This window comes from Vibrio sp. Isolate30, from assembly GCF_022397975.1.
GTDB classification, from domain to species: Bacteria; Pseudomonadota; Gammaproteobacteria; order Enterobacterales; family Vibrionaceae; genus Vibrio; species Vibrio fortis.
Window position 1 is genome coordinate 647982 of record NZ_JAKEUS010000002.1, and the last position, 23055, is coordinate 671036.

Genomic DNA, 23055 nt, shown 5'->3' on the forward strand with positions numbered 1-23055 from the left:
ACTTAGAGAATTTAAAGGTTAATTAACCTTGGAACTCACCGTACGTTGCGTCTAGCTTGTAGAACGTCGCTTGTACGTAATCATCTGGCTCACCGTACATGTTTTGGTTGTAAACACCCGCTTTGAAGTACATGTAACGACCACCTTCATCGTAACCACTGTCGCTCATATCAACAACTTGAACGGCGTCTTCTTTGCCTTCACGTGTTAGGGTTACTGTCATGATGTTGCCTTTAACATCGATCTCGTAGCTGAACATCTCGCCTAGTGCGATACCGTCTTCGCCGATTTCACCCGTCATGTCACCAACTAGGTTGTAGTAGTCTTCTGTGCCCGTCTTGGTTTTTTCGTGAGCAAAGTAAACAGTACCCGTTGCTTGATTTGGAAGCTTACGGTAGTAAAGACGGATTGGCTCGTCATCTTTGTCGTGAATTTGACCAATGATGAAACGACCGACTTCATGAGATTGACCCGTTGTTGTTGCGTGATCGATCTTCAATGTTGCTTTTAGTGTGCCATCAACACCACCAGCCGCTTGTTGATCTTCAATCGGAGCAGAACTGAATACCCAGTTATTCGGGTTCACACCTTTAGTTTTGTGAGACTTCTCACCCGCACGCAACATTGAGCGGAACTCAGTACGCGCGTATTTGGTATTCTTAGACGTACGTGAGCCTTTCACGTAAGTTTTAAATACCATGCCGCCATCTTCTGCTGTGTAGAAAATATCTTCATTCTGGAAGCCATGAGCTAGATCCCACTCATCGATGTCATCTGCACGACCATCACCATCATGATCATAAGGTGTTGTCAGTTTCCAACGAGTTAGGTCGAAATTCTGACCCGGTGCATTAGTGGCTAGTAGAGTTGCAGGCAGCGTTGGTGTTGGCATAGGTTGTGAAAGGTCACACTCAACCGTTGTTTCGCATGGGCGTACCAGTGGCGCACCGAAATCCCCTTTACGGTTTTTCTTCAGAAGCTCTTTCTGTGCTTTCTGCTCAGCTTTCATTTGGGCGATCATATCTGCTTCTGCAGCTACAACAGCATCAGTAATGAGGTGAGTTGAAGGACATGCGTTGATACCACAGTTCACAGCCGCAAGCTCAGTTACTGAGTTCCATTGGTTCTTAGTATTACCGTAACCTACGTAACGTACATAACGCGCTTTTACAGCAGGCTCAAATTGAAAACGCTCCAAGCCCAGTGCGCGACCAGAACTCTTCTGATCTTTAAGTACAGTCATCCAGTTCTCGCCATCTTCACTCATTTGAATGTCGAACGAAGTCACACGCTCGTTACCTTTACTGAACGACGCTTGAACTGCATCAAACTCGTGAACTGAACCGTAATCCAACGTTGCATGCTCACCATTACCGTTTGCAGCCCAACGCGTCATAATGTTGCCATCAATAAGTTGACTAGGTGTATTACCGTCGTGGCTACTCGCTGTAACCGCTACAGGCGTTAGAAGCGGCTCACCAGTTTCTTTGTTGTTTGGAAACTGCTCTACTACAGGTGCTGAAGTACTCGCACAACCAACGGCTAGAACAATCGAAGAAGCAAGCAAGCTTTTTAGATAGATACTTTTCATTAGACCTTTCACCTTTAATGCTTAAGTTTGAATTATTTGTATTATAAGACGAGGACAAGATACCCTATTGATATGAAACTCAAGCACTAGGCTACGTTCCATGTACCGTATTAGCTATGTCCTTCACGCTAATGACACAAGTATAAACATAATAAAGTAATACAAATACCCCTGAAAAGTCATAAATGAGATCGAGCTCTTATACATCAACATCGAATCATAAATAAATGAGATCAGAGTCTTGTTGAGGCAAATTTGCAGGCCAAATCTTCTTGTTTTGTGTTCTGTTTTTGCTTTCAAGATAGGCTTAAATAACGTTGAATTGGTCGGTAAAAACCAAAAAAAGAGGCCTAAATGGCCTCTTTAAAACTAAATGATTTATGATTTAGAATAATTCAGAATCTAAGTCGTCGAAGTAGCTGTAAGTACCGCTAGAGCCATTATCCCCCACATAAAGGGCGAATAATGTTGGCGCAGATTCAGAAGCATTTTCAGCAACCAAAGGATAAGTGACATCGCCATCTTGGTATGATGTGTAATCCTGACCGTCAAGTGTGATTGTCACGTCATAACCAGAGCTGTCTGAATTTGGCTCCCAGGCTACCGTTACATCTACCCAGGTATCTTGCGAGTAGCTTGCTAGGTCCTTCTGGCTACCACTCTCGTTTCTGAATTTAACCGCTGAGCTACCAAATACCAGCTCCGTGAATCGGCTGCTTGATGAACCCGAGTTCGAATCGCCTAAGTAGAGGTATGTTGATTTAACATAGCCATCTGCAGGGACGTAAACTTTAGTAGAAACCGAACCTGACTCCGCATCTTCCGTAAAAGTACGCGACACTACTGGCTTACCTAGTCCTGAATTGTCATGCAATAACAGTGAATTATCACCTGAGCTAGCTTGTTCCGTGCTCACTTCAGCTACAATCGTTGTTTCGTCATCGCCGTCTTTGTCGCCTTTGATTGCATAAACACTGTTCGCAGCATCAATACGAGCACCCGCAGTGTAGCTATCAAAATCATCCGTTACCTCGCCAGGCTCTGGCTCAGGATCGGTTGGGTCAGTAGGTGCGTCACCTTCAGTAACAACGGTCGCTTCAGCACTATTGTTATTGTAAGGATCTGAACCACCTAACGTTGCGCCATTTGCATAGCTGTCAAAGTTATCCTCAAATACAACTTGGTCGTCTGATTCGTCGTTTGAGTACACCATGAAGTTATCAGCAATCAGCTCATAGTGAGTGGTATTAGATGTATCACCCAACTTCAATGAAATAACGGTTACTGCTGATTTATCGAATGATTCAAAGCCATTACCACTGTTGTCATAAACTGTGTCATTCACAGTGAATGTGTAGTAACCATTTGCCCAACTCACTTCAACAGCAAGGTCTTCACCTAATTCATAAGTACCCACTGGCTCTTCAGAGATTTGTGGTTTACCGCCACTAGTCACTGTAGAGCGATAGAAAATCTCACCAGCATTGAAGATCACTTCACCATGTAGGTTCGTGTTTGAAGTGCCTGCACCATATAAAGAAATGTACGCGTTATTGCCGCTATCGTTTGCTTCTTCGCTTGTGTCTTCATCAACTTGGTAGATAAGGTCTACCGTTACTTTACCTGAAGCAATACTAGAAACGTCCGCAGATTCAGACAGTTTTAGACGAAGTTCACCAACGTCATTTTTAGCGCCACCGAAGTTTGTATCTAGGATTTGAACGACATTGTTGATACCGCTGTCTTCATTAGCATCGACAACCGCATCTTTAACTGAATCGTTATCAACTTCATCAGAGCCTGATAGATCGACACCGTTATCTTCATCAACAAACGTCATTGATGCTGGAGTGTCGCCAGACGCTTCTGTTAGCGTGAATTCACCAGACACTTCCATTGAAGTGCCGCTATCGTAAAGCATGAATGAAATCGTACCTGCGTCTTCATCGTAGTCATTAGTTGATGCTGATGCATCTTTGATCACGTATGTACCAGGTGTTGCGTCATCATCATAATATTTGTGGTTGCCATCTTCGCTAAACACGTAAACGTTTGGAAGATCTGCGCTGCTTGTTGAAAAGCTAGTCGCTGACGCTGCAGTGCCTAACTGCCAATAACCGCTGGTAATTTTTAATTCCGGAGCTGGAGCAACTGGATCTGTCGGTACAGGTAAACCATCACTATTACAGCCAAAAAGCAAACCTGTGGAAACTGCGACAGCCATTGCGACTTTAGAAATCTGCATAATAAACTCTCTTGTTCGTTATAACTTTTATTTATTTTTAGACAAAAGGTTTTTCTCATCCGTATTGAGGATATGACAGAAAAACATAGCCCCACTCGACGCGGAGCTAATCAAAAACTATTGCCTCTTTATGTATTAGAATGAGTAAGCAATACCCACACGGTACTTCGCTTCACGGTCGCTTGAACGAGAGCTGATGTCTGATGACCATAGTTCGCCAAATGGTTTCCATGAACCAAACTTGTAGCTCACCTTGATACCCGCATCCCATTCCCAATCATTGTTGTCGTAAAGAAGTACGTTGTCTAAAGACTTCACATAGTTAGCTTCGTAAGACAGACCCAACTTAGGCAGAGATTCAACCTTGTATGAACCCGTTAGTGTGATTTTAGATTTCTGTGCAGATTCTAGTTTCTCACCAGTTTCATTGTCCGTGTCACCAAAACGTGTGTGGTTACGGAAATCTGAGTATTCGTGACGGTAGCGAATAGCAGTGGTTAGGCCCATGTCCGCTTTGTAGCCAACACGGAATTGAGGTTTGAAAGTGACCTTTTTCATTTTCCAGTCACCATCATTGTAGTTTGGCTCATCCCAATCCCACGCGATTGGCATACCCATTTGTAGATACCAATTGCTGTTTACTTTGTAAGTCGCAGTGTTATCTAACTCCATGTTGTAGATATACCAGTTACCGTTGTAGAAACTTTTACTGTTGGCATTCTTAACACTGCCAGAGTCAGCATCGTAGTAAGAATCATCGGTATGGAATTTGATTTCTAAGCTTGACGAGTGCTTCCACTTATCATCGAGCTTAAAGCTGTCACCCAATTTCACACGATGTTGATGACGAGCGTCGACGTGGCGCGTTTCACTTGTTCCATCTTTTTCATAGGTGTAATCGGTAGCAGCGCGATATTCGTAACGGTAATCAATTGACGCGGCCGATGCCATGCCGGCAAATAATGTTGTAACCACTGCAATAGCCACTTTAGAATTTTTCATATTCCCTTCTCTTCTTTTGTTACGCAATTGGATTAAGTCTTATTGTTAGACAAATAAGACAAAGCTTCAAATAGTGCATACCGATAGAATGAGCTCTCTCACAATAACCACGATGATTAAGTCGAAACTAAAACATAAGTCACAGAAGCGACGCTAATATCACGCCCAACATAAACATTTATTCATACAAATAAATAAACATCATTGAGGAAAAATTGAATAAAAAGGAGCAAAAAGCGCCAATTTAAAGGGAGTAAAGATTAAATAAATAAAGATAAACAGAATCTAAACAACATCAAACTAAGACATTAAAACATACAAATATAAGCGTATGGAATGAATAATCCGGAAGGTATAAGTTCAAACTGAATCAAGTACTCTAGATGAAATGGCCCCACTCAATTCGTATACAAGCTTAAAACGAGAACATAAGATATGACATATGTGGAATATCAATCTTGTCAATTACGTCTCCAAATTTTTTTGGGGGAAAGTTGGCTCACTTAAAGTTTATCGGTGCTGAGCAGGAGGAATAGTAGGAAAAAACTTAAGTCAGCCGAAACTGCGTGCCCAGAAAGACACAATGAAACGGCTAACTATGTATATTCGTTTAGGTGACTACTTGAGGTGAGGTTTCGTTAGCCTAAACATCATCGCGATGGAGAATTGGGGAGTTAGATTTTTTGCTATTTTCAATATGTCAGTAATTTGGGTTTACCAAGTCCAGCAACACACTGTCATGCTCTAGGGATTTTGCACCGTTCTCAAGGTGTTGTTGCGACATAAAAGCGTCACCTGCTCTAAGGGTTTGTTTTATACCATTCACTTCTACTTCAAAGCTTCCTTTTACAACGTAGCCAATCTGCTCTTGAATGGTGTGATTGTGAATAGCGCCAACCGCCCCCTTTTCAAAGCAAACATGGATAGCCATCAGATCTTTAGACAGTGATACAACTTTACGTTTGAGTCCTTCGCCAATATGTTCCCATGGGTGCTCATCGGCTTCATAGAATAGGTTCATAGTAACTTCCTTGTTGGATTTGCTTTAGTGCGGACTTTAGATGATTGACATATCTTGTCATACAAATAACACAAATTAATGTGACTACAATCACTTCTTTTATTGATTCAACCAATTTTCTCAAACGTATAGGATCAAAAAAGCCAGCATGATGCTGACTCTTCTGAGATTTTTTACATTACAAAGATAAATACCTATGGCGCCATTTGACCTCCGTTTACATCGAGTATCTGACCTGTGATATAACCAGCACAAGCGTGAGATGCGAAAAACGCAAAACTAGGTGCGACTTCTTCGATCCGCCCAAAACGCCCCATCGGAATTGTTCCCGCAATCGTTGATTTTAGGTCATCAGATTTGCCATCGTGGAATGCGGTATCAATTGTGCCAGGCGCCACAATGTTGAAGCGTATGCGGTCTTTGGTGAACTCTTTGACCCAGTTGCGATGAATATCATGTAACCATGCTTTAGACGCAGCGTATATTCCTGCGCCTACACCGCCTCCTTCACGAGCGGCAATAGAGCCTGTACTGATCACGCATGCCGTCTCACCAGACTCTAAGGCTGATGCACGAAGGTAAGGGACAGAATACTTAGTCATCATTAAGGCTGAGCGCGCATTCAGATCCATTACTCGGTCAAAGAACGCATCGTCAATGTCTTCAAGGTTTTCACGTCCCCCTAGCCCACCAGCATTGTTAATAAGCACGTCCAAGCCACCAAAACGCTCGGTAAATGCAGTAACCAATGCTTCACAGCCTGCTGATTCAACCAAATTAGCTTGAAAGAACTCCGCTTCACCACCCGTTTCACGCAACTCATCAAGTATGGTTTCAATCTCTGGTGACTTCGGGCTTCGTCCATTTAAACCCACCTTTGCACCACATTGTGCAAAAAACCTAGCGGTCGCAAGTCCCATTCCAGATGTAGAGCCCGTAATCAGAACGCGCTTGCCTTTTAGATCATTAAACATCAACAGCCACCTTTGTACTTCGAAATACTCTTAACTCATTAAATCATACAATACCACTTTAAGCCTTGCAATCGACATAGCTAATAACGAGAGCTACAGCTCAGATTTTCGTGAAACAGGATTACACTCGCTCCTTTTCAAACATAGTGTTATAGAAAGAATCTCTTGACTAATTATTCTAGTTTTAGAATGTTAGAAATCACGCTATAATCATACAAATGTATTTCGATGAGCAATAACCATGTCTGATACCCTTTTACCTAACATACTGCAGTTTATTGATAAGATTGATCCCTTTGACAAAGTGCCAAAAGAGGCACTGAGAGAGCTCGCCTCTCATATTCAGATAAGCTATGTCGGTAAAGGGGAAGTAATAGACCTATGTGCCAATCGAGGTGAAAAGTCCCTCTACATTGTCCGTACAGGTTCATTGGAACAACGTAAATCAGACGGCGTGCTTAGAGCGAAACTAGGTCCTGAAGATTTATTCGGCTTCACCTTCCTTGGTCAGCAGCAAGAAAGCAGTGAAATATACCGAGCTATTGCGATTGAGAATTCGCTAATCTACTTGGTTCCTCATTCGGCACTCAAAGTACTATTTACTAAACACCCAGAATCGGCTGAACATTTCGCATCACAAGCACAAGTACGTCTCAAGTCAGCATTAGATGTCGTTTGGTCAAACAAAGAAAAAGGTTTGTTCATTCGACGTGTTGGAGATGTTGCTAGCGGTCGTGTGGCTGTTGTCACCGCTAACCAGCCGATTAAAGACGTCGCCAAAGAAATGTTAATTCAACGCTCACCTTGCGCAGTGGTCTATGAAGAAGGTGAAATTGTTGGGCTGATCACCGATCGCGATATGACCAAACGAGTTATCGCGAAAGATGTCAGCACCTGTCGCCCTATTTCTGAAGTCATGACACTGTCACCTTTGACCATCTCTCCGGATGATCTCGTTCTGCAAGCGGCATCGATGATGATGCAGTTCAATATTCGCAACTTACCTGTAGTACAAGATAACAAAGTGGTTGGCTTGCTGACCACCACTCACTTGGTTCAAAACCACCGTGTTCAAGCGATTTTCCTAATCGAAAAGATCAAATACGCAGGCAGTGTCTCGTCACTCGCGAAATTTACTTCTGAGCGACAGGCAATTTTTGAAGCTCTTGTCGAAGGGAAAGTGAGCCCAGAAGTGGTCGGCAAAGTGATGACCATGATTATGGATGCTTATACTCGCCGATTGATTCAAATTGCTATCGATAAACTTGGTCCTCCACCCTGCGATTTCTCATGGATTGTGGCTGGCTCTCACGCTCGAAATGAAGTTCATATGCTGTCAGATCAAGATAGCGCGATTGTGCTTTCCGACGATGCAACCGAAAACGACAAGATTTACTTTAAGCACCTCGCTATGATCGTGACAAAAGGTTTGGAAAGCTGCCACTACCCGTTGTGTCCAGGTAAGTACATGGCCGCAACACCAAAATGGTGCCAACCACTTTCAGTCTGGAAACAATACTATAAAAAGTGGGTCGACAATCCAGAGTATGAGCGTTTACTCAATATCAGTGTCTTCTTAGAAATTCGCTCAGTTTACGGCAACAGTGATTTCGAAAAGATTCTGCGTGATGAGCTACACCAAAACATTCAAAGTAATCGAAGTTTCTTAACGATGTTGGTCAATGATGCAGTAACAACCAACCCGCCTCTAGGTATCTTCAACAGCCTTGTTCTTGAAAAGAGCGGTGAAAATAAGCAGACGCTCAACATTAAGAAATACGCAATCAACCTGATCATCGACCTCGCTCGTATCTACGGTTTGGCTGTTTCTTGTGACCTCTCTGCGACTGACGAACGCTTCAGAACCGCATTTGAAAAAGGATCTCTGAGCGAAGATTCGTATAAGAACATCATCAACGCCTATCGCTTCATTCTGTCATTTCGCTTCAGCCATCAGCTTGAAGCACTTAAGCACGGCGGGGAACCAAACAACCATATTAATCCCAACAGTTTTGGTAGTTTTGAACGTAAGCACTTAAAAGATGCATTTAGAATCATTGCTGAGTTACAAGACGCAGCAAAAGTGAAGTTTGGAGGGTAAGTCTTGGTTTTTAAACGCTTTCATCCTCTGATGCGTCTAAATAAACGACGCGAACAATTTCTTGAACGCGACAACGTGGCGCAAGAGCTTATCAACCTTATACTTGAGCCATATTGCACGCTTGCCACGACATCTCAGCAGGTCGATTACATTGTACTTGACCTGGAGACAACAGGGCTAAGTGTCGAGCAAGACTTAATTTTATCCATGGGCTGGGTAGAGGTCATCGATCAAAAGATCGACCTAAGATCGGCGTCGCACCTCTACATCAACGACCAATCATCAGTGGTGCCTGAAACGGCGGTGATCAATCACATCACACCGCAAATGCTTGAAAAAGGCGTCTCGCTGCAGAGTGCGATGTCGACCTTCTTTGAAGCTGCGGCTGGTAAAGTGGTCATTGCTCATGCGTGTAGCGTTGAAAAGGTATTCATCGACAACTACGTCGACAGTCAATTTCAAATCGCAGATCTCCCTATCATTTGGTTAGACACTTTGGTCATCGAAAAAAACATGGCAAAGGCACGAAATGCTCACGACCTTGATTTTTCACTCTCTTCAACTCGTGAACGCTACGGCCTACCGGAATACAATAACCACAATGCATTAATAGATGCGGTCTCGACTGCGGAACTGTTCTTGGCCCAAACTAAGCGCCTCTCGCCTTCTGCACCAATTACCATTGGTAAGCTTTACCACTTAAGTCATTAATTAAACATTACTTATCGGTCGCGTTGGTACTGTCTTACTTGCAACGTCTAATAAAAACAATGCTTATAGAAAAGCCCCTTGGTTAATAAACCAGGGGGCTTTTTCATACATCTACATACTGTGTTTGTTAAGGCCTTCCATCTACTCTACTGAGAATGAGTTTAATGCTCCAATACAGTAATACGTTAGATACAAAAAAGCGGCTGAACAATCGGCCGCTTTTCCTTTAATCAAACTCAGTCATTATGACGTTTGCTCTGTCACAGACTTGTTCTCTTCGACGCTGCCGTCTACCGCTTTAACGAGTAGTAGACCAACACCACCTACAATCGAACCACACAGGATGAACACCATACGTCCCCACATTGGGTTAGGTAGAAGAGCCATTAGCATGACACCAACACCTGCTACTGCGATGAGTTTACCCAACATTTGACGTTGCTTGTTATCCAGTTTCTTCTGTGCTGTAGATTCAGACACTAGTGGAGTCTCTAAGTTATTGAAGAACTTGTCGACATCAGCTTGACGCTCTTCACGCAGTGGTTTGTAGAACAGCGTAGACGCGATGAAGAAACCACCTGTTAATGTGATGTGGCCGATTAGACCAATCGCAACCTTAACATCAGACCATTCACGCTTAGTTAGCTCTTCTAGACCAAATGCTGCTGACACCATTTCTGCGTTGATAACAAAACCAACAATGTAAGATACGATACCACCAACAATTAGCGTACCCCAACCTGCCCAGTCTGGAGTCTTCTTAATGAAGAAGCCAAGGAATGCTGGGATTGTCATTGGGAAGCCGATTAAAGCACCCACATACATCATCGTATCGAACAAGCTCAGACCTTTCAGAGAGTTAATGAACTGTGCGATTAGGATGATTGCGATACCAAATACAGTAGAAGTAACCTTAGATACTGTTACTAGCTCTTTCTCAGAAGCTTGGCCTTTACGAACAACTGGTTCGTAGAAGTTTTTAACGAAGATACCTGAGTTACGGTTTAGACCAGAGTCCATTGAAGACATTGTTGCCGCAAACATTGCCGCGACAAGTAGACCCACCATACCAGCAGGCATGTACTCTTGAACAAAGTATAGGTAAGCGAAGTCGCCCGCTTTAGAACCTGCATCAGGGTATGCTGCAGATAGGTCTACACCTTGACCAGCAATGAACCAAGAAGGCATGAACCAAATGAATACGCCACCAAGCATCAGCACACATGCAAGAAGTGCTGCTTTTTTAGCATTCTTAGAGTCTTTTGCCGCTAGGTAACGGTACGAGTTAAGCATGTTGTTAGTAATTGAGAATTGCTTAACAAAGATGAAGAATGCCCAAATGCTGAAGATGCTTAGGTAGTTAAGGTTGTTACCCGCTACGAAAGAACCTGTGTCGCCTACTGGGAAGTTATTGACGATTTCACCAACACCACCGCCTTGAACAACAGCGACAACCGCACAAGTGACAGTTACTGCCATGATGATAACCATCTGCATGAAGTCAGACGCGATTACCGCCCATGAGCCACCTGTTACTGACATGGCGAGTACAACCAGACCTGTGATCCAGATAGTCATGGTCATGTCGAATCCGAAGATACCAGAAGCAATGATGGCTAGTGCGTTCAACCAAACACCTGCTGATACAACAGAGTTAGGCATTGAAGACCAAGTGAATACTTGCTCATTCGCCGCACCAAAACGCATACGAATAGCTTCAATTACTGTAACAACGCGAAGTTGGCGGAACTTTGGAGCAAAATATGCAAAGTTCATGAAGTAGCCAAATGCGTTTGCTAAGAAGATGATGGCTACTGCGAAACCATCGTTATATGCCTTACCCGCTGCACCGGTAAACGTCCAAGCAGAGAATTGCGTCATAAATGCAGTAGCACCTACCATCCACCAGAGCATGTTACCGCCCCCACGGAAGTAATCACTGGTGGTACTAGTAAACGTTCTGAACATCCATCCTATCGCGATAAGAAATAAGAAATAGATGCCTACAATAGCTGTATTGAGTTCCATTCTAATAGACCTTTTGTTTTTCTATAATTAGTTTCGACCTGTACATCATAGCTATAAACCCACTCTATTGTACTACAATAAGTCAAAAGTGTGATTAATGGCAGATTAATATTATTTTTGTGAATTGGTCGATCCTAACGATTTTTTAGTGTCATTTGAGGCGATCAACCCTTTTAGAGAAAGGGATTAGGCCATTTTTTCGTTCATCTGTAGGGTCTTTACGATTCCATTGTTATTACTACAGATAAAACCAGAGCCTTGTCATACATATAAAAGAGCCCACGTTCGAGAACGAAACGTGGGCTAAACGGATAATCCGCCTGAACAAATGCAGAAAGAAGGATAGACAGAAAGCCGAACGATACCCCCACGGAATTCTACGTTCACCTTGTAATTACTGACATTTCCTTAAATCAAAGCTCTTTCGAGCCATCTGCTGTGTCCAGAAAATATGGGAACATAACTCATTTGTAACCTCTAGAATCCAGCAAAATGCCAATTCAAAAGTAACAAAAACTAAGGAGCCTAATAACAACATATAAGGCCTCCAGACCCCTTAATCAGCATTATTGTATTACTAATATGAATAAATGGTTAGTTCCCAAGTCCAAAATAGAGAGCTAAGTCAATAAAATCCGATTTACTTATTGATCAAATGTATTGCTACTTGTGGCATAAAGTTCAGTAGTTGGGAGCGATATCTCGACATTTTGTAAATTCTAGTTAAGTCACATACTTGACTATTATTTCAATTTACAGATGAATTTTGCTCACAGATTGCATAAGCTAAAAATAATACAATAACATAACCAATTGGTTAATTATGCTGTACCGTTTCAGCACAACAGAACCAATATCTCAACTCACTGGTCTATTCGCGTGAACTAATATGAAAAGTATAAAAACGTTATTTCCACTAGGTTTTAAAGGCAAACTTATCCTCATGGTCACCGCAGTGACCACAATTTCACTACTCGCTTCCAACTGGTTTTCATTTGACCTCGCAAAACAACAGGTCGAAGAAAGAATCTACGAAGAGATCGACCGCTCTCTTTCGGTAGAAATTAATCAAATCGAACAAGACGTTGAGCGTACTATTGCTGCCGTCAACGCAACTGCTGCCGAGATGAGAGCTGCCAACTTTGACATACCAAATCAGGCGTTGATGCACTATGCGGCTAAGTTAGGTGGTATCGATAAGATGGTGGTTGGGTTTGATGATGGCCGTTCTTTTACCTCTCGCCCTTCTGAGTCTTTCCCAAATGGAGTCGGTATTCCTGAGAAATACAACCCGACTACGCGCCCTTGGTACAAACAAGCCAAAACACGCTCTGGTCTCTCATTAAGTGACTTGTTTTTCACCAAAAGTACTCAAACACCGATGGTTGGCGTGATGTACTCGTTCAAAGATAGTGTATTGATGGCGGATTTAAGGTTTGATGATCTTGAAGATAAGCTCTTAGAATTAGAAAAGATTTACCAAGCACGCGGCCTTATCGTTGACAACGACGGTATGGTGATCGCATCGACTATCGAAAGTATCTTGCCGCAAAGCACCCTTGGCTCACTGCCACAGTCAACGCAGATTGCCGTCGCCACCAGCAAACCAGAGCAGTTCATTCGCGGCACTATTGATCAAAGAGAGATGATGTTGATGGCAAAAGTGGTCAACATTGGTGACTCTACGCAGTGGCATATGATTTCGGTTATCGACCCTAAAATTGCAATGAAAACACTCGACAGTGTTGTCTTTAACGCTCAACTCTTAATTGTTGGCGCTGTGTTGGGTTCAATTGTCGTAATGACGCTTCTTCTCAACATGCTGTACCACCCTATCATTTCGCTACGTAATATTGTCCACGATCTTTCACAAGGCAACGGTGACCTCACCCAGCGTCTAGAAGAAAAGACCAATGATGACCTAGGTAAAATTGCTCGTGACATCAATATCTTCATCACTGGCTTGCAAGCGATGATCACCGATATCAAACAGAAGAATGTAGTACTTGAAGGCAAAGTCGGCAGTATCGAAGGTTGCTGCCAAGAGACCAATAGCGTATTGCAAGTTCACACCAATGAAACCAGCCAAGTGGTCACAGCCATTGATAGTCTTTCTCACGCTTCCGTTGAGGTGGAAAAGAACTCTCAGTCGGCCGCAGAAGCAGCCCATAATGCGGCAACATTTAGCGATGAGACCAAACAGATTAATGTACTAACAGAGTCCTACATCAACGCACTCGAAGAACAAGTCGATAGCACGTCAAACGACATCATTGCGATGGCAAATGAATCGCAGAGTATTCAATCTATTGTTACTGTGATTGGTGGGATCGCAGAGCAAACCAACCTGCTGGCGCTTAATGCATCTATTGAGGCTGCACGCGCAGGGGAACATGGTCGTGGCTTCGCAGTAGTAGCAGATGAAGTACGAGCCTTGGCGAATCGCACTCAAGAGAGTACTTCTGAAATCGAAAAAGCACTGTCTAACCTTCAAGGTCAGTCTGAAGGCTTAGTTACGTCGATTGAACAAACCAAGTCGAACTGTGAGAAAACACGTAATCAAGTCGTTCAGGCCGTGGATATGCTGTCTAAGCTGAGTGAAAAAATGGAAATCGTGCGTCGTTTTAATAGTGATATCTCAAGCGCGTCTGCCGAGCAGAATGCAGTGACACAAAGCATCACTAAGAGCGTTCATGAGATCGATCAAATCGTTCTCGAGCTCAATAAATTGAGTGTTAACCAAGTAAACGAGTCTGTTGAAATTAAACAGCTCAACCATAGCGTCAGTACCTTAATGAGTCGTTTCAAGGTCTAATGTTGACGTAATTCTCAGACACATACCCAGAAATAATAAGCCGCTCTGTATTGAGCGGCTTTGTTATTTCTGGCACTTAGTTTTGATACGTATACAGCGATACGTTTTCCTCGTTATTTAATCTTATCAAACAGACGACATGACAAGGTCAACGCGCTTTGATCATCCGTTTGTAAGTGCTCTGGCACATAACGTACCTCGCCGATATCGAAATCGAATGGTTCATCTGTGTAGAGTAAAAATGGTGTATTCAAGTCTGAAAAATCAACGCCATTCTCAGCTAAGCAACTCAGCGGGACTTTAACCGTTAACCATGGTTCATCTCGGTTCAATAAGGCTTTAGACAGTTCTTTTTCTATCGAGGCAATAGCGCCACATGGATATACACAGTGACTCGCGAGCTTTAGAGATTGAGGAACCGAACCATAGACCGCGATATCAAACTCCAAATCAGACCCTGCGAATAAGTAATCCGTGAGATCTACGCCCTTCTTATCGGGTGTTTGCAAATAAAACTGCATAGGTAGTGACTGTCCTAGGCTGACAGACAGTGCGTCTTGTTGGTGCTTGTAGTTAATTGGCGTGGTATGGGCGGTACCTATCTCCGTCACTTTAGATCGAGAGATAAATGTTCCTTTCCACTGCGTTACTTGACCACTGACTTTGGGAACAAATTGGTCACTGACGAGTCGTCCAAAAATCTCAAAACTGTGTGTTGCTTTAGTCGTTTGAATATCTCTACCGCAGCCTATCTTTTTCGTCTCTATATCAATCTCATCGAGTTGATTGAACTCTTGATAATTCAAACCATAACCATATTCAAATAGCGGAGGGCTATCTTGAGAAGAGCGCTCGTTTTCTGGAACGGCATAATCTGGTATGCGGGATTCTAGGCGGCTCACATTACTTACGCACTTGTCACTTGGCCAGCTAAAAGACAATCGTCCAGTGAAATCTTTCCCATTCACACCAAACAACACGTCGGTGATGCCCATTGCTTCGGTTCCTGGAAGCCAACCCGCGACAAAGGCATCAGACAGATTCAGTTCCGGTGTTATGTATAACGGTCTACCAGAGAAAAACAGAGTAACCACTTCAAAGCCTTGTCGCTTTAATTGTTCCAACAAACGTAAATCCCGCTTGTAAGCGGTTTTTAGTTCTGAGTAAGCGATGCTTTGGTGCTGCTTAATATCACCAAACATCTCCGCGTATGGATCTTCTCCCATGACGACTATCGCGATCGCATCCATTGGAGCAGTCACAGGGTCGGTAAATACTCTTTTCTCCCCGACTTGCTCTATGAAAGCCTCTAGTACCGTCTCTCCGTACAGGTAATCTGTACGTCGATTCTCGTTTCCTTGCCAGGTTAACGTCCAACCACCAGTCTGCTTCTGCATATCATTTGAAGCGCTCCCGATCACAAGGTAAGTCTGATTGTTTGAGTTAAGCGGTAAGACTTGATTGTTGTTTTTGAGCAACACTAACGATTCGCTGACCGCTTGCCTTGCCACCAGACGATGCTTCTCTGCGCCGAGTAGAGATTCATCCCCCGCATAGAGTCGATAAGAAGGCCTAGGTTTAAACCATAAGCCCGCTCTCATTTTTACTCGCAGTATTCGAGTCACCGCATCATCGATTCGAGACATTGGGATTACGCCACTGCGTACCTGCTTTATGACATTACGATAAAAGCCTTTCCAATCTTTATTGTCAGTTACCATAAACAGATCATTGCCCGCCAGAACAGCTTGCGGGCAGTTAGCATTAGTGCACCCTTTTACTTCCCCGTGCCCATTCCAGTCTGTTACCACGATGCCATCAAATCCTAGCTTTTCTTTAAGTACATCCGTGACAAGGTAACGACTACCATGCAGTTTACCGCTGTGGTTTTCGCCATCGTTAGAGGCGTCGTATCCATCAATTTCTTGCCAAGAATTAAACGACGTCATGACGACTTGTGCGCCGGCCTCAATGGCAGAAAAATAACCAAGCGCATGAATATTACGTAACTGATCTTCAGTAGAGTGAGTCACTCCTCGGTCTACACCATGGTTGGTTCCACCATCACCGAGCCAGTGCTTTACGGTAGCAATGACCTTTGATTCGGTTTGCAGCTGTTGCTGGTTACCTTGTAGCCCTTCCACAATGGCAGGCGCGTATTGGTATGTGATGTCTGGAGACTCTGAATAACCCTCATAGACTCGTCCCCAACGATAATCTCTTGGCACTGCCACTGTAGGTGCAAAGGTTAAATCTATGCCTGTCGCTGCGACTTCTATCGCAGTCACTTCACCAATCTGACGAAGCAAGTCAGGGTTATTGGCTGCGCCAAGTCCAATATTGTGGGGAAACAGCGTCGCCCCATACACATTGTTGTGGCCATGAACGGCATCTGTCGCCCACATGAATGGAATTCGGAATCCCCGACCAGCATAGGCCTCATCCAGTGCTAACCAGTAACTGTCAGCTTGTTTCGCCCACTCTTGTGCGGTTGCGTATTTATCTTCATTCGGCCAACCACCACCGCCATTAAGCACGGAACCAATTTTGTATTGCTTTGCTTCTGCGGGTGTCACTTGTCGATATTCAGGCATGATCATCTGCCCGACTTTCTCACCTAGCGTCATCCGACTTAAGATTTCTGCAATACGAGCTTCGATCTGAGGATCTTTTTTTATCGCACTCTCTAAAGATGGCCACTCAGAGTAATAAGGGACTGTTGAGAACTTTGCTTCACTTACTACACTTACCTCAACTGGAAGAGCGGCAATAGCGCAAGGCATCAATATTAAGCCTGCAGCAATACCTCCTAACAAAGCCATATAATTTTGTATTATCACTTTGTAATTCCTAGCTAACTGACGATATTCAATAGCTTAAGTGTAGGACAAAAAACAAAACCATAGACACCTAGAGGCATATTAATCTTTGTAAAACAACCAACGTCTAAAGAGCCAGATAAACACGACGTAACTTGGGGAAACAAAAAGCCCACCAATCATAAGATTCAGTGGGCTTAAGTCGTTTTGTTCAAACTGGTAGTGATTAAAGTACGAGGCTAATCGCGATCGTTGCCATCATAATTCCGACTAAAAATTCTAATACTTTCCAAGACCTAGGACGACTGAATAGTGGCGACAAGAAGCGTGCCCCGAACCCCAAAGAGAAAAAGAACACAAATGATGCCGTAATCGCGCCAATGGCGAACTGCATCTGGTTGGGTTGATACTGGGTTGAAATCGATCCAAGCAACACAACCGTGTCTAAATACACATGGGGATTTAACCAAGTAAACGCCAGACACACGGATACCACTTTAAACAAAGAGCCTTTACTTTGAACATGGGTTTCCAATGCATGATTCTCAGTCAAGGCAGAGCGAAAGCTCAATAGAGAATACACAGCCAAAAACAGCGCACCACCAAATCGAGCGATCTGTTCAATTTGTGGAAACTTCTCAACAATAGCGCCGAATCCAGCCACACCAAAGCTTATCAAGAGTGCGTCCGACACCGCACAAACTAAACAGACAATAAATACATGCTGATTTTTCAAACCTTGTTTTAATACGAAAGCGTTTTGAGAACCAATCGCTAAGATCAGCGACAGACCAAGAGAGAAGCCAGATAAATACGTGGTCATATTGTCTGAATATCTATGGTCATAAACTGGCTGTGAGGATCAAGCTTGTAGTCTGCAAAAGGCTCACAATAGCGAAATCCAAATTTCTCATAGAGGTTTCGAGCGGGCTTAAAGTACTCTTCCGATCCCGTCTCTAGACTGAGGGTTTGATATTGACGTGAAGACGAGACCTCAAGCACATGTTGCAACAGTTTACTGGCAACACCGCCCTGTCTTGCATGGCGAGACGTTCGCATCGATTTAAGCTCGGCGTGTTTAGGCTCAAGTTCCTTAATAGCAACACACCCAAGCAGAACATCGGCCTTCCAGGCACTGAAAAACGTAATGTCTGACGCCTTTAGTGCGCCGACATCCAACGCATGAACACTTTCGGCTGGAGAGGTAGCGTACATATCTGCCAAGTGCTCTTCGAGGAGCGCTATCACATCACCACCCGACAAATCATCCTTTCTAATTTCCATTGAATCCATTCCTTTGCTTTGTGCTTTTTCTAATTATTGTTTGGATTAATAACTAGAACGAACCACTGAGCATAACTGAACACTGATTTATAATTCAAGACCCAAGATAAGCCTTTCATAGCAGAGACTTACCCGCTAAAACATCCCGCTAATTGCCCATAAGCTCAACCAGTGGTTTTCAAACTCACACAGAAAAATTGTTGGTCGTAACGATAAATCCTTTTTGTTTCTCTTTCTAAAATGCGTCCCTTACGATGCGCCACTTCCTCAATGTTAAGCAAATCACTACAGGTCAATATGCGTACTAATGCCCTCTATACCGATCTTTCTGGTTACTACGATTTAATGTGTCTCGATATCGACTATCAGTCGCAAAGTAATTGCGTACGTCGATTACACCAGATCTTCGGCAATACAGGTCGTACTCACCTCGACCTAGCTTGTGGGACTGGTCCGCACGTTCGACACTTCATCGATTACGGCTATACCAGCAGTGGGCTCGATTTGAATCAACCTATGCTCGATATCGCTATGACACGCTGTCCTGAAGCTCAGTTTTCGCAACAAAACATGAGCTACTTTAAAGTCGATGAGCCTGTTGATTTGATCACTTGCTTCCTTTATTCGATTCATTACAACGACGGTATCGAGAATCTCAAAGCTTGTATTGAGAGTGTTCATGCGGCATTGAAGCCAGATGGCATCTTCTGCTTTAATGTTGTCGATAAAGCCAAGATTAATAACAACCTGTTTGTGCGTCATACTAGCAACTTAGAACAAGATGCATTTACCTTCCGTTCAGGTTGGTTCTATTCGGGTAGCGGCGATCGACAAGCGCTCAAACTAAGTATCGAAAAAACAACAGGTAGTGAGACGCAAATTTGGAACGATGAACATCCAATGGTTGCATTTACGTTTGCAGAAATCGTTCAATTATTAGAACCGTATTTCGATGTTCACCTGTTCGAACACGACTATGAAAAGCTGACGCCTTGGGATCAAAATTCAGGGAACGCGATCATCACATGTGTGAAAAAAGCAACCCACTAACGTCAAAGTTGTTTTCATAAAGAACAAAACAAAAAAACGCAGGTCCTCAAGACCTGCGTTTCTGTTTTAATACGGTGGTAGTTCTTAGAAATTAGACATTAAAAGTCCGCAGTCATCCCGACGTAGTAAGTACGCGGCTCCTCAACATACCCTAAGTACTCTAGTTCTTGAGAAACGGCTTCATCCGTTAAGTTAGTGATACCCGCTCGAATACGAACAGAATCATTCACATTGTATACCGTGCCGATATTCAGTGTTGTGTAGGCATCTTGTGTTAAATCCGTTTCAATCTGGCGTTCACCACGGTATCTCGCACTCACAAACGCCATTAGATCGTAAGTAGGACTCCAGTTCAATTTCACCAAGCCAGAATGCTTATAACGTTCCAGCAACTGTTCACCGGTGGACTTATCTTCCGTATCTAAATACGTATAGTTACCCGACACATCCCATTGTTCTGAGATCTGGAAACCACCCGCTAGTTCAACACCTTGGATGATTGCTTCAGATACATTTTGATAAGTCTTAGCACCAAGGTTACCCGTTGGGTTGCCATTTGAATCTTCACACTGACGTGCACTTTCGTTCCAATCACCACCATCTGGACAATAGCCTTCGGTACGTTCGATCAGGTCATTGATCTCGTTGCGGAATAAGGCCGCTTCAACGTTCCAACGTGGCTGAGTATAAACTGTAGCTAGCTCGTAGTTTAGGCTGGTCTCTGGTTTTAGGTCTTCATTACCGACCAACACACAGCCGCCTTTACAGCTCGATACTTGGTAGTCTGACTGGTTCTGAGTAAGTGTAGGTGCTTTAAAAGCTTTGCCCACACCACCTTTGATAATCAGATCATCAGTCGTTTGATGAACCATGTAAACTCGTGGGCTAAACTCTTCACCGTAAAGCTCATGTTTATCTAAACGGCCGCCAATTGTTGCAGTTAATTGCTCGGTCATTTCCCATTGGTCTTGTACAAACAGCGCACCTTGATACGCCTCAGAAGCGCCGCTCACTAAGTTCTCTTTGTTGGTAAGCTTACTCAGTTGGTAATCCATACCAAAAGTCAGTGTGTGACTATCACCTAGATACGTCGTTGCTGATGCCTCTACAATCTGAGTCAGCTCTTCGATGTCGCTGCTAAAGTTGTTTCCTAGGTCAGCTGCATCATTGTCAGTTACATTTTCACGAGAATAGCGAACTTGAGTATCACCCCAACCCCAGAATCCACTATGCGTAATGGCTTGGCTATGTCTGACAACGCGCGTGTCAGATTCAATGACAGAACTTGAACTCTCAGCAGCAGATTCACGCTCATCATCGCTATAACCTAAATCAATATCAATGGTCTGGTTGTCGGTTGCATACCAGGTTAGATTCGCTAACAAGCTTAGTGTGTCACGACCTTCCAGCGCGGTAATATCTTCTCTGTCGTAACCTGAGCTATGAGTTCCAGAATAAGGCTGCCAGGCATCACGACTGGTTTGGTTTACAGAAAAGCGAGCAAACAACTCATCTTCAATTAATGCGCCTGATGTGGTTAGGCCGACAGAATGCTCTTGGCCACCGTTACCATCCATTGGCGATGAAGTGTCCATGCTCAAAGTTGAGCTCCAATCATTCTCCGGTGCTTTAGTGATGATATTGATCGTACCGCCCATGCCGTCTGAACCATACAGTGCCGACATGGGGCCACGGATAATTTCTACACGCTCAATTGATTCTGTTGGGATGGTTGATAAGTCAAAGTCATTGCCACGGATGATCGCACTTGCAGAACTCAAGCGACGACCATTTACCATGATCAAGGTGTAATCCGAATCCATACCACGAATCGAGATCATCTGACGCCCTGCTCGTGTGCTATCGAAGTCTGATTCTACGCTGGTTGAATCCGCTACGATGTCGGCGAGCGTGATACCTGGATTGTTCTCAATGTCCTCTGCCGTTATCACAGACATAGAAGCAGGTGCTTGCTTTAGTAACGTTTCTGTTCGTGTCGCCGTTACAACCATTTGCTCGTCTGTCTCTGCTGACTCGTTGTTAGCAAAAGAGGCGGTTGAAGCCGATGAACAAATAAAAGCGACTGCGATAGCGAAAGGCTTAGCAGAAAAAAGGGAACGATCTGTCATAGTATAATGTCTTTATTTACAAATGATAATGGTTTGCATTAGACATTCGGTTACTATTTTCATCAACGAAAGTTTCATCCCCTATCGTAATTCTGACTATTTATTTTTCAAATACAGATCCTCTTCCATATCCATATATTGATTAATATATACGTTTACATTAGTGGTAACTATTGTAGATATGATGGCATTTAACCGTATAACTCTTTGAAAATACGTCGAATCCACTGGCACATCGGATCATTATGAAAACGCTTATGCCAATATAGATAAACATCTTCTGATGGATGGCGCAGAGCTTTTGGCACTCTTTTACAAACCAAGTCTCGCTGTTTTGCAGCTTGCTGAGCGAAAGGCGTTGGTAAATGGAAAATGATATCGGTCGTTTCTGCAATATCAGGAGCCACATTGAAATTAGAGAGTTGAACAGGAATGGATAACTTACGTTGCTTATCGATTAACCCAAGATCTTTAAATCGGCTTTCAATAGACAGTTTTTTATCGCCTTGAAGTGAAATCTGACCTAATTGACTATTCAGGAGATCATCAACCGTGATCTCTTTATCCGCTAGCGGGTGATCTTTACTCATCAACAAACGATAATCGCGACTGGTCACAAAGGTACGATACAGGTTCTGATCTGAACTAGACGGTTCATGGGTAGAAAGAACAAAGTGTGCATCTCCTGAAACCAAGCTCTCAAAGTGGCGCTTAGGAATAGAATCAATATCCACAATCATGTTCGGTGCTTGACGGCGGATTTCCGCCATCACTTTAGGCATCAGATGTGAAATTTGTGGAACTAGGCCAAAGAATCGAACCGTTGCATCACTACTCTGGGGCTCAAAAACGTCCCCTGCTACTAGCTTTTCCAAGCGACCTAACACTGATGTGAGATCTTGTTTAATCGACTCAGCTTTCGGTGTCAGCTCATAACCATAAGTTCCGCGAACCAACAGCTCATCATTGAAGACTGTGCGAAGCTTTTGTAGCGAACGACTGATCGTTGGCTGACTCATGTCGAGTGCTAATGCGGTGTTCGATACATGCTTCTCTTCTAACAAGTGCTTGAGGATGACTAATAAGTTAAGGTCGACTTGAGCCAGATTCATAAAGTAGATACTTAAGTATGGAAAATTCAGATAGAGAATAGTGCAGTGTGGCCGAAATTAACACAACGACAGAGTACAGTTGTCCCAATCGCAAAGTGTAACAATTTGTAACTAAGGTTGGTGTTCGTGAAATTTAACTTCGAGAAAAGATGCATACTCCTCTAAAGTAAAAC

At 43.4% G+C, this 23055-nt stretch carries 15 protein-coding genes; 4 read left to right on the plus strand and 11 right to left on the minus strand.

The window, feature by feature from the left end:
- Positions 1 to 22 precede the first annotated feature (22 nt).
- The 5 genes from L1D60_RS09930 to L1D60_RS09950 form a co-directional block, all read right to left on the minus strand.
- Positions 23 to 1591 carry a polysaccharide lyase family 7 protein gene (locus L1D60_RS09930; protein ID WP_239840931.1) on the minus strand — a complete coding sequence of 523 codons (1569 nt, stop codon included), beginning with the start codon at positions 1589 to 1591 and terminating at the stop codon, positions 23 to 25.
- A 385-nt stretch (positions 1592 to 1976) separates the two neighbouring features.
- Complete coding sequence (locus tag L1D60_RS09935) at positions 1977 to 3836, minus strand: hypothetical protein (protein WP_239840932.1); 1860 nt, start codon at positions 3834 to 3836, stop codon at positions 1977 to 1979.
- A 135-nt stretch (positions 3837 to 3971) separates the two neighbouring features.
- Positions 3972 to 4838, minus strand: coding sequence for an oligogalacturonate-specific porin KdgM family protein (locus L1D60_RS09940; RefSeq protein WP_239840933.1), 867 nt, complete (start codon positions 4836 to 4838; stop codon positions 3972 to 3974).
- Between the two features lie 700 nt (positions 4839 to 5538).
- Complete coding sequence (locus L1D60_RS09945) at positions 5539 to 5859, minus strand: cupin domain-containing protein (protein ID WP_239840934.1); 321 nt, start codon at positions 5857 to 5859, stop codon at positions 5539 to 5541.
- Between the two features lie 194 nt (positions 5860 to 6053).
- Positions 6054 to 6833, minus strand: a complete 780-nt coding sequence (locus tag L1D60_RS09950) for an SDR family NAD(P)-dependent oxidoreductase (protein WP_239840935.1) — start codon at positions 6831 to 6833, stop codon at positions 6054 to 6056.
- Positions 6834 to 7074: 241 nt separating this feature from the next.
- Here L1D60_RS09950 and L1D60_RS09955 point away from each other — a divergent pair, with 241 nt between their 5' ends.
- Positions 7075 to 8934 (plus strand): DUF294 nucleotidyltransferase-like domain-containing protein, encoded by a 1860-nt coding sequence (locus L1D60_RS09955; RefSeq protein WP_239840936.1) that lies wholly within the window; start codon positions 7075 to 7077, stop codon positions 8932 to 8934.
- Between the two features lie 30 nt (positions 8935 to 8964).
- The gene (locus tag L1D60_RS09960; protein ID WP_239840998.1) at positions 8965 to 9645 is read left to right on the plus strand and encodes a 3'-5' exonuclease; all 681 of its coding nucleotides are present in this window, start codon (positions 8965 to 8967) and stop codon (positions 9643 to 9645) included.
- Positions 9646 to 9888: 243 nt separating this feature from the next.
- On the opposite strand, the gene L1D60_RS09965 is transcribed toward L1D60_RS09960, so the two are convergent.
- The gene (locus L1D60_RS09965) at positions 9889 to 11673 is read right to left on the minus strand and encodes a transporter (RefSeq protein WP_239840937.1); all 1785 of its coding nucleotides are present in this window, start codon (positions 11671 to 11673) and stop codon (positions 9889 to 9891) included.
- Between the two features lie 943 nt (positions 11674 to 12616).
- Here L1D60_RS09965 and L1D60_RS09970 point away from each other — a divergent pair.
- Positions 12617 to 14488: a methyl-accepting chemotaxis protein gene (locus L1D60_RS09970; protein WP_315974642.1), complete on the plus strand. Its 1872-nt coding sequence runs from the start codon at positions 12617 to 12619 to the stop codon at positions 14486 to 14488.
- A 113-nt stretch (positions 14489 to 14601) separates the two neighbouring features.
- Here the strand turns inward: L1D60_RS09970 and L1D60_RS09975 are convergent, their stop codons facing one another.
- From L1D60_RS09975 to L1D60_RS09985, 3 genes are all read right to left on the minus strand, one after another.
- On the minus strand, positions 14602 to 17328 hold the full coding sequence (locus L1D60_RS09975) for a glycoside hydrolase family 3 protein (protein ID WP_239840939.1): 2727 nt from the start codon (positions 17326 to 17328) through the stop codon (positions 14602 to 14604).
- Between the two features lie 205 nt (positions 17329 to 17533).
- Positions 17534 to 18130: a LysE/ArgO family amino acid transporter gene (locus tag L1D60_RS09980; protein WP_239840940.1), complete on the minus strand. Its 597-nt coding sequence runs from the start codon at positions 18128 to 18130 to the stop codon at positions 17534 to 17536.
- Positions 18127 to 18591 carry a GNAT family N-acetyltransferase gene (locus L1D60_RS09985; protein WP_239840941.1) on the minus strand — a complete coding sequence of 155 codons (465 nt, stop codon included), beginning with the start codon at positions 18589 to 18591 and terminating at the stop codon, positions 18127 to 18129. The genes L1D60_RS09980 and L1D60_RS09985 overlap by 4 nt, the downstream gene beginning before the upstream one ends.
- Positions 18592 to 18888: 297 nt before the next feature.
- Here L1D60_RS09985 and L1D60_RS09990 point away from each other — a divergent pair, with 297 nt between their 5' ends.
- The gene (locus L1D60_RS09990) at positions 18889 to 19641 is read left to right on the plus strand and encodes a class I SAM-dependent methyltransferase (protein WP_239840999.1); all 753 of its coding nucleotides are present in this window, start codon (positions 18889 to 18891) and stop codon (positions 19639 to 19641) included.
- Between the two features lie 98 nt (positions 19642 to 19739).
- Here the strand turns inward: L1D60_RS09990 and L1D60_RS09995 are convergent, their stop codons facing one another.
- Both L1D60_RS09995 and L1D60_RS10000 read right to left on the minus strand, forming a co-directional pair.
- Entirely contained in the window at positions 19740 to 21770 is a 2031-nt protein-coding gene (locus tag L1D60_RS09995; RefSeq protein WP_239840942.1) for a TonB-dependent receptor, read from the minus strand.
- Between the two features lie 191 nt (positions 21771 to 21961).
- Positions 21962 to 22882 (minus strand): LysR family transcriptional regulator, encoded by a 921-nt coding sequence (locus tag L1D60_RS10000; RefSeq protein ID WP_239840943.1) that lies wholly within the window; start codon positions 22880 to 22882, stop codon positions 21962 to 21964.
- Positions 22883 to 23055 lie beyond the last annotated feature (173 nt).

Coding starts and splice junctions, on each gene's coding strand:
- L1D60_RS09950 (WP_239840935.1), bottom strand. CDS start 6,833: ATGTTTAATGATCTAAAAGGCAAGCGCGTTCTGATTACGGGCTCTACA.
- L1D60_RS09955 (WP_239840936.1), top strand. CDS start 7,075: ATGTCTGATACCCTTTTACCTAACATACTGCAGTTTATTGATAAGATT.
- L1D60_RS09945 (WP_239840934.1), bottom strand. CDS start 5,859: ATGAACCTATTCTATGAAGCCGATGAGCACCCATGGGAACATATTGGC.
- L1D60_RS10000 (WP_239840943.1), bottom strand. CDS start 22,882: ATGAATCTGGCTCAAGTCGACCTTAACTTATTAGTCATCCTCAAGCAC.
- L1D60_RS09995 (WP_239840942.1), bottom strand. CDS start 21,770: ATGACAGATCGTTCCCTTTTTTCTGCTAAGCCTTTCGCTATCGCAGTC.
- L1D60_RS09960 (WP_239840998.1), top strand. CDS start 8,965: ATGCGTCTAAATAAACGACGCGAACAATTTCTTGAACGCGACAACGTG.
- L1D60_RS09935 (WP_239840932.1), bottom strand. CDS start 3,836: ATGCAGATTTCTAAAGTCGCAATGGCTGTCGCAGTTTCCACAGGTTTG.
- L1D60_RS09940 (WP_239840933.1), bottom strand. CDS start 4,838: ATGAAAAATTCTAAAGTGGCTATTGCAGTGGTTACAACATTATTTGCC.
- L1D60_RS09965 (WP_239840937.1), bottom strand. CDS start 11,673: ATGGAACTCAATACAGCTATTGTAGGCATCTATTTCTTATTTCTTATC.
- L1D60_RS09990 (WP_239840999.1), top strand. CDS start 18,889: ATGCGTACTAATGCCCTCTATACCGATCTTTCTGGTTACTACGATTTA.
- L1D60_RS09930 (WP_239840931.1), bottom strand. CDS start 1,591: ATGAAAAGTATCTATCTAAAAAGCTTGCTTGCTTCTTCGATTGTTCTA.
- L1D60_RS09985 (WP_239840941.1), bottom strand. CDS start 18,591: ATGGAAATTAGAAAGGATGATTTGTCGGGTGGTGATGTGATAGCGCTC.
- L1D60_RS09970 (WP_315974642.1), top strand. CDS start 12,617: ATGGTCACCGCAGTGACCACAATTTCACTACTCGCTTCCAACTGGTTT.
- L1D60_RS09980 (WP_239840940.1), bottom strand. CDS start 18,130: ATGACCACGTATTTATCTGGCTTCTCTCTTGGTCTGTCGCTGATCTTA.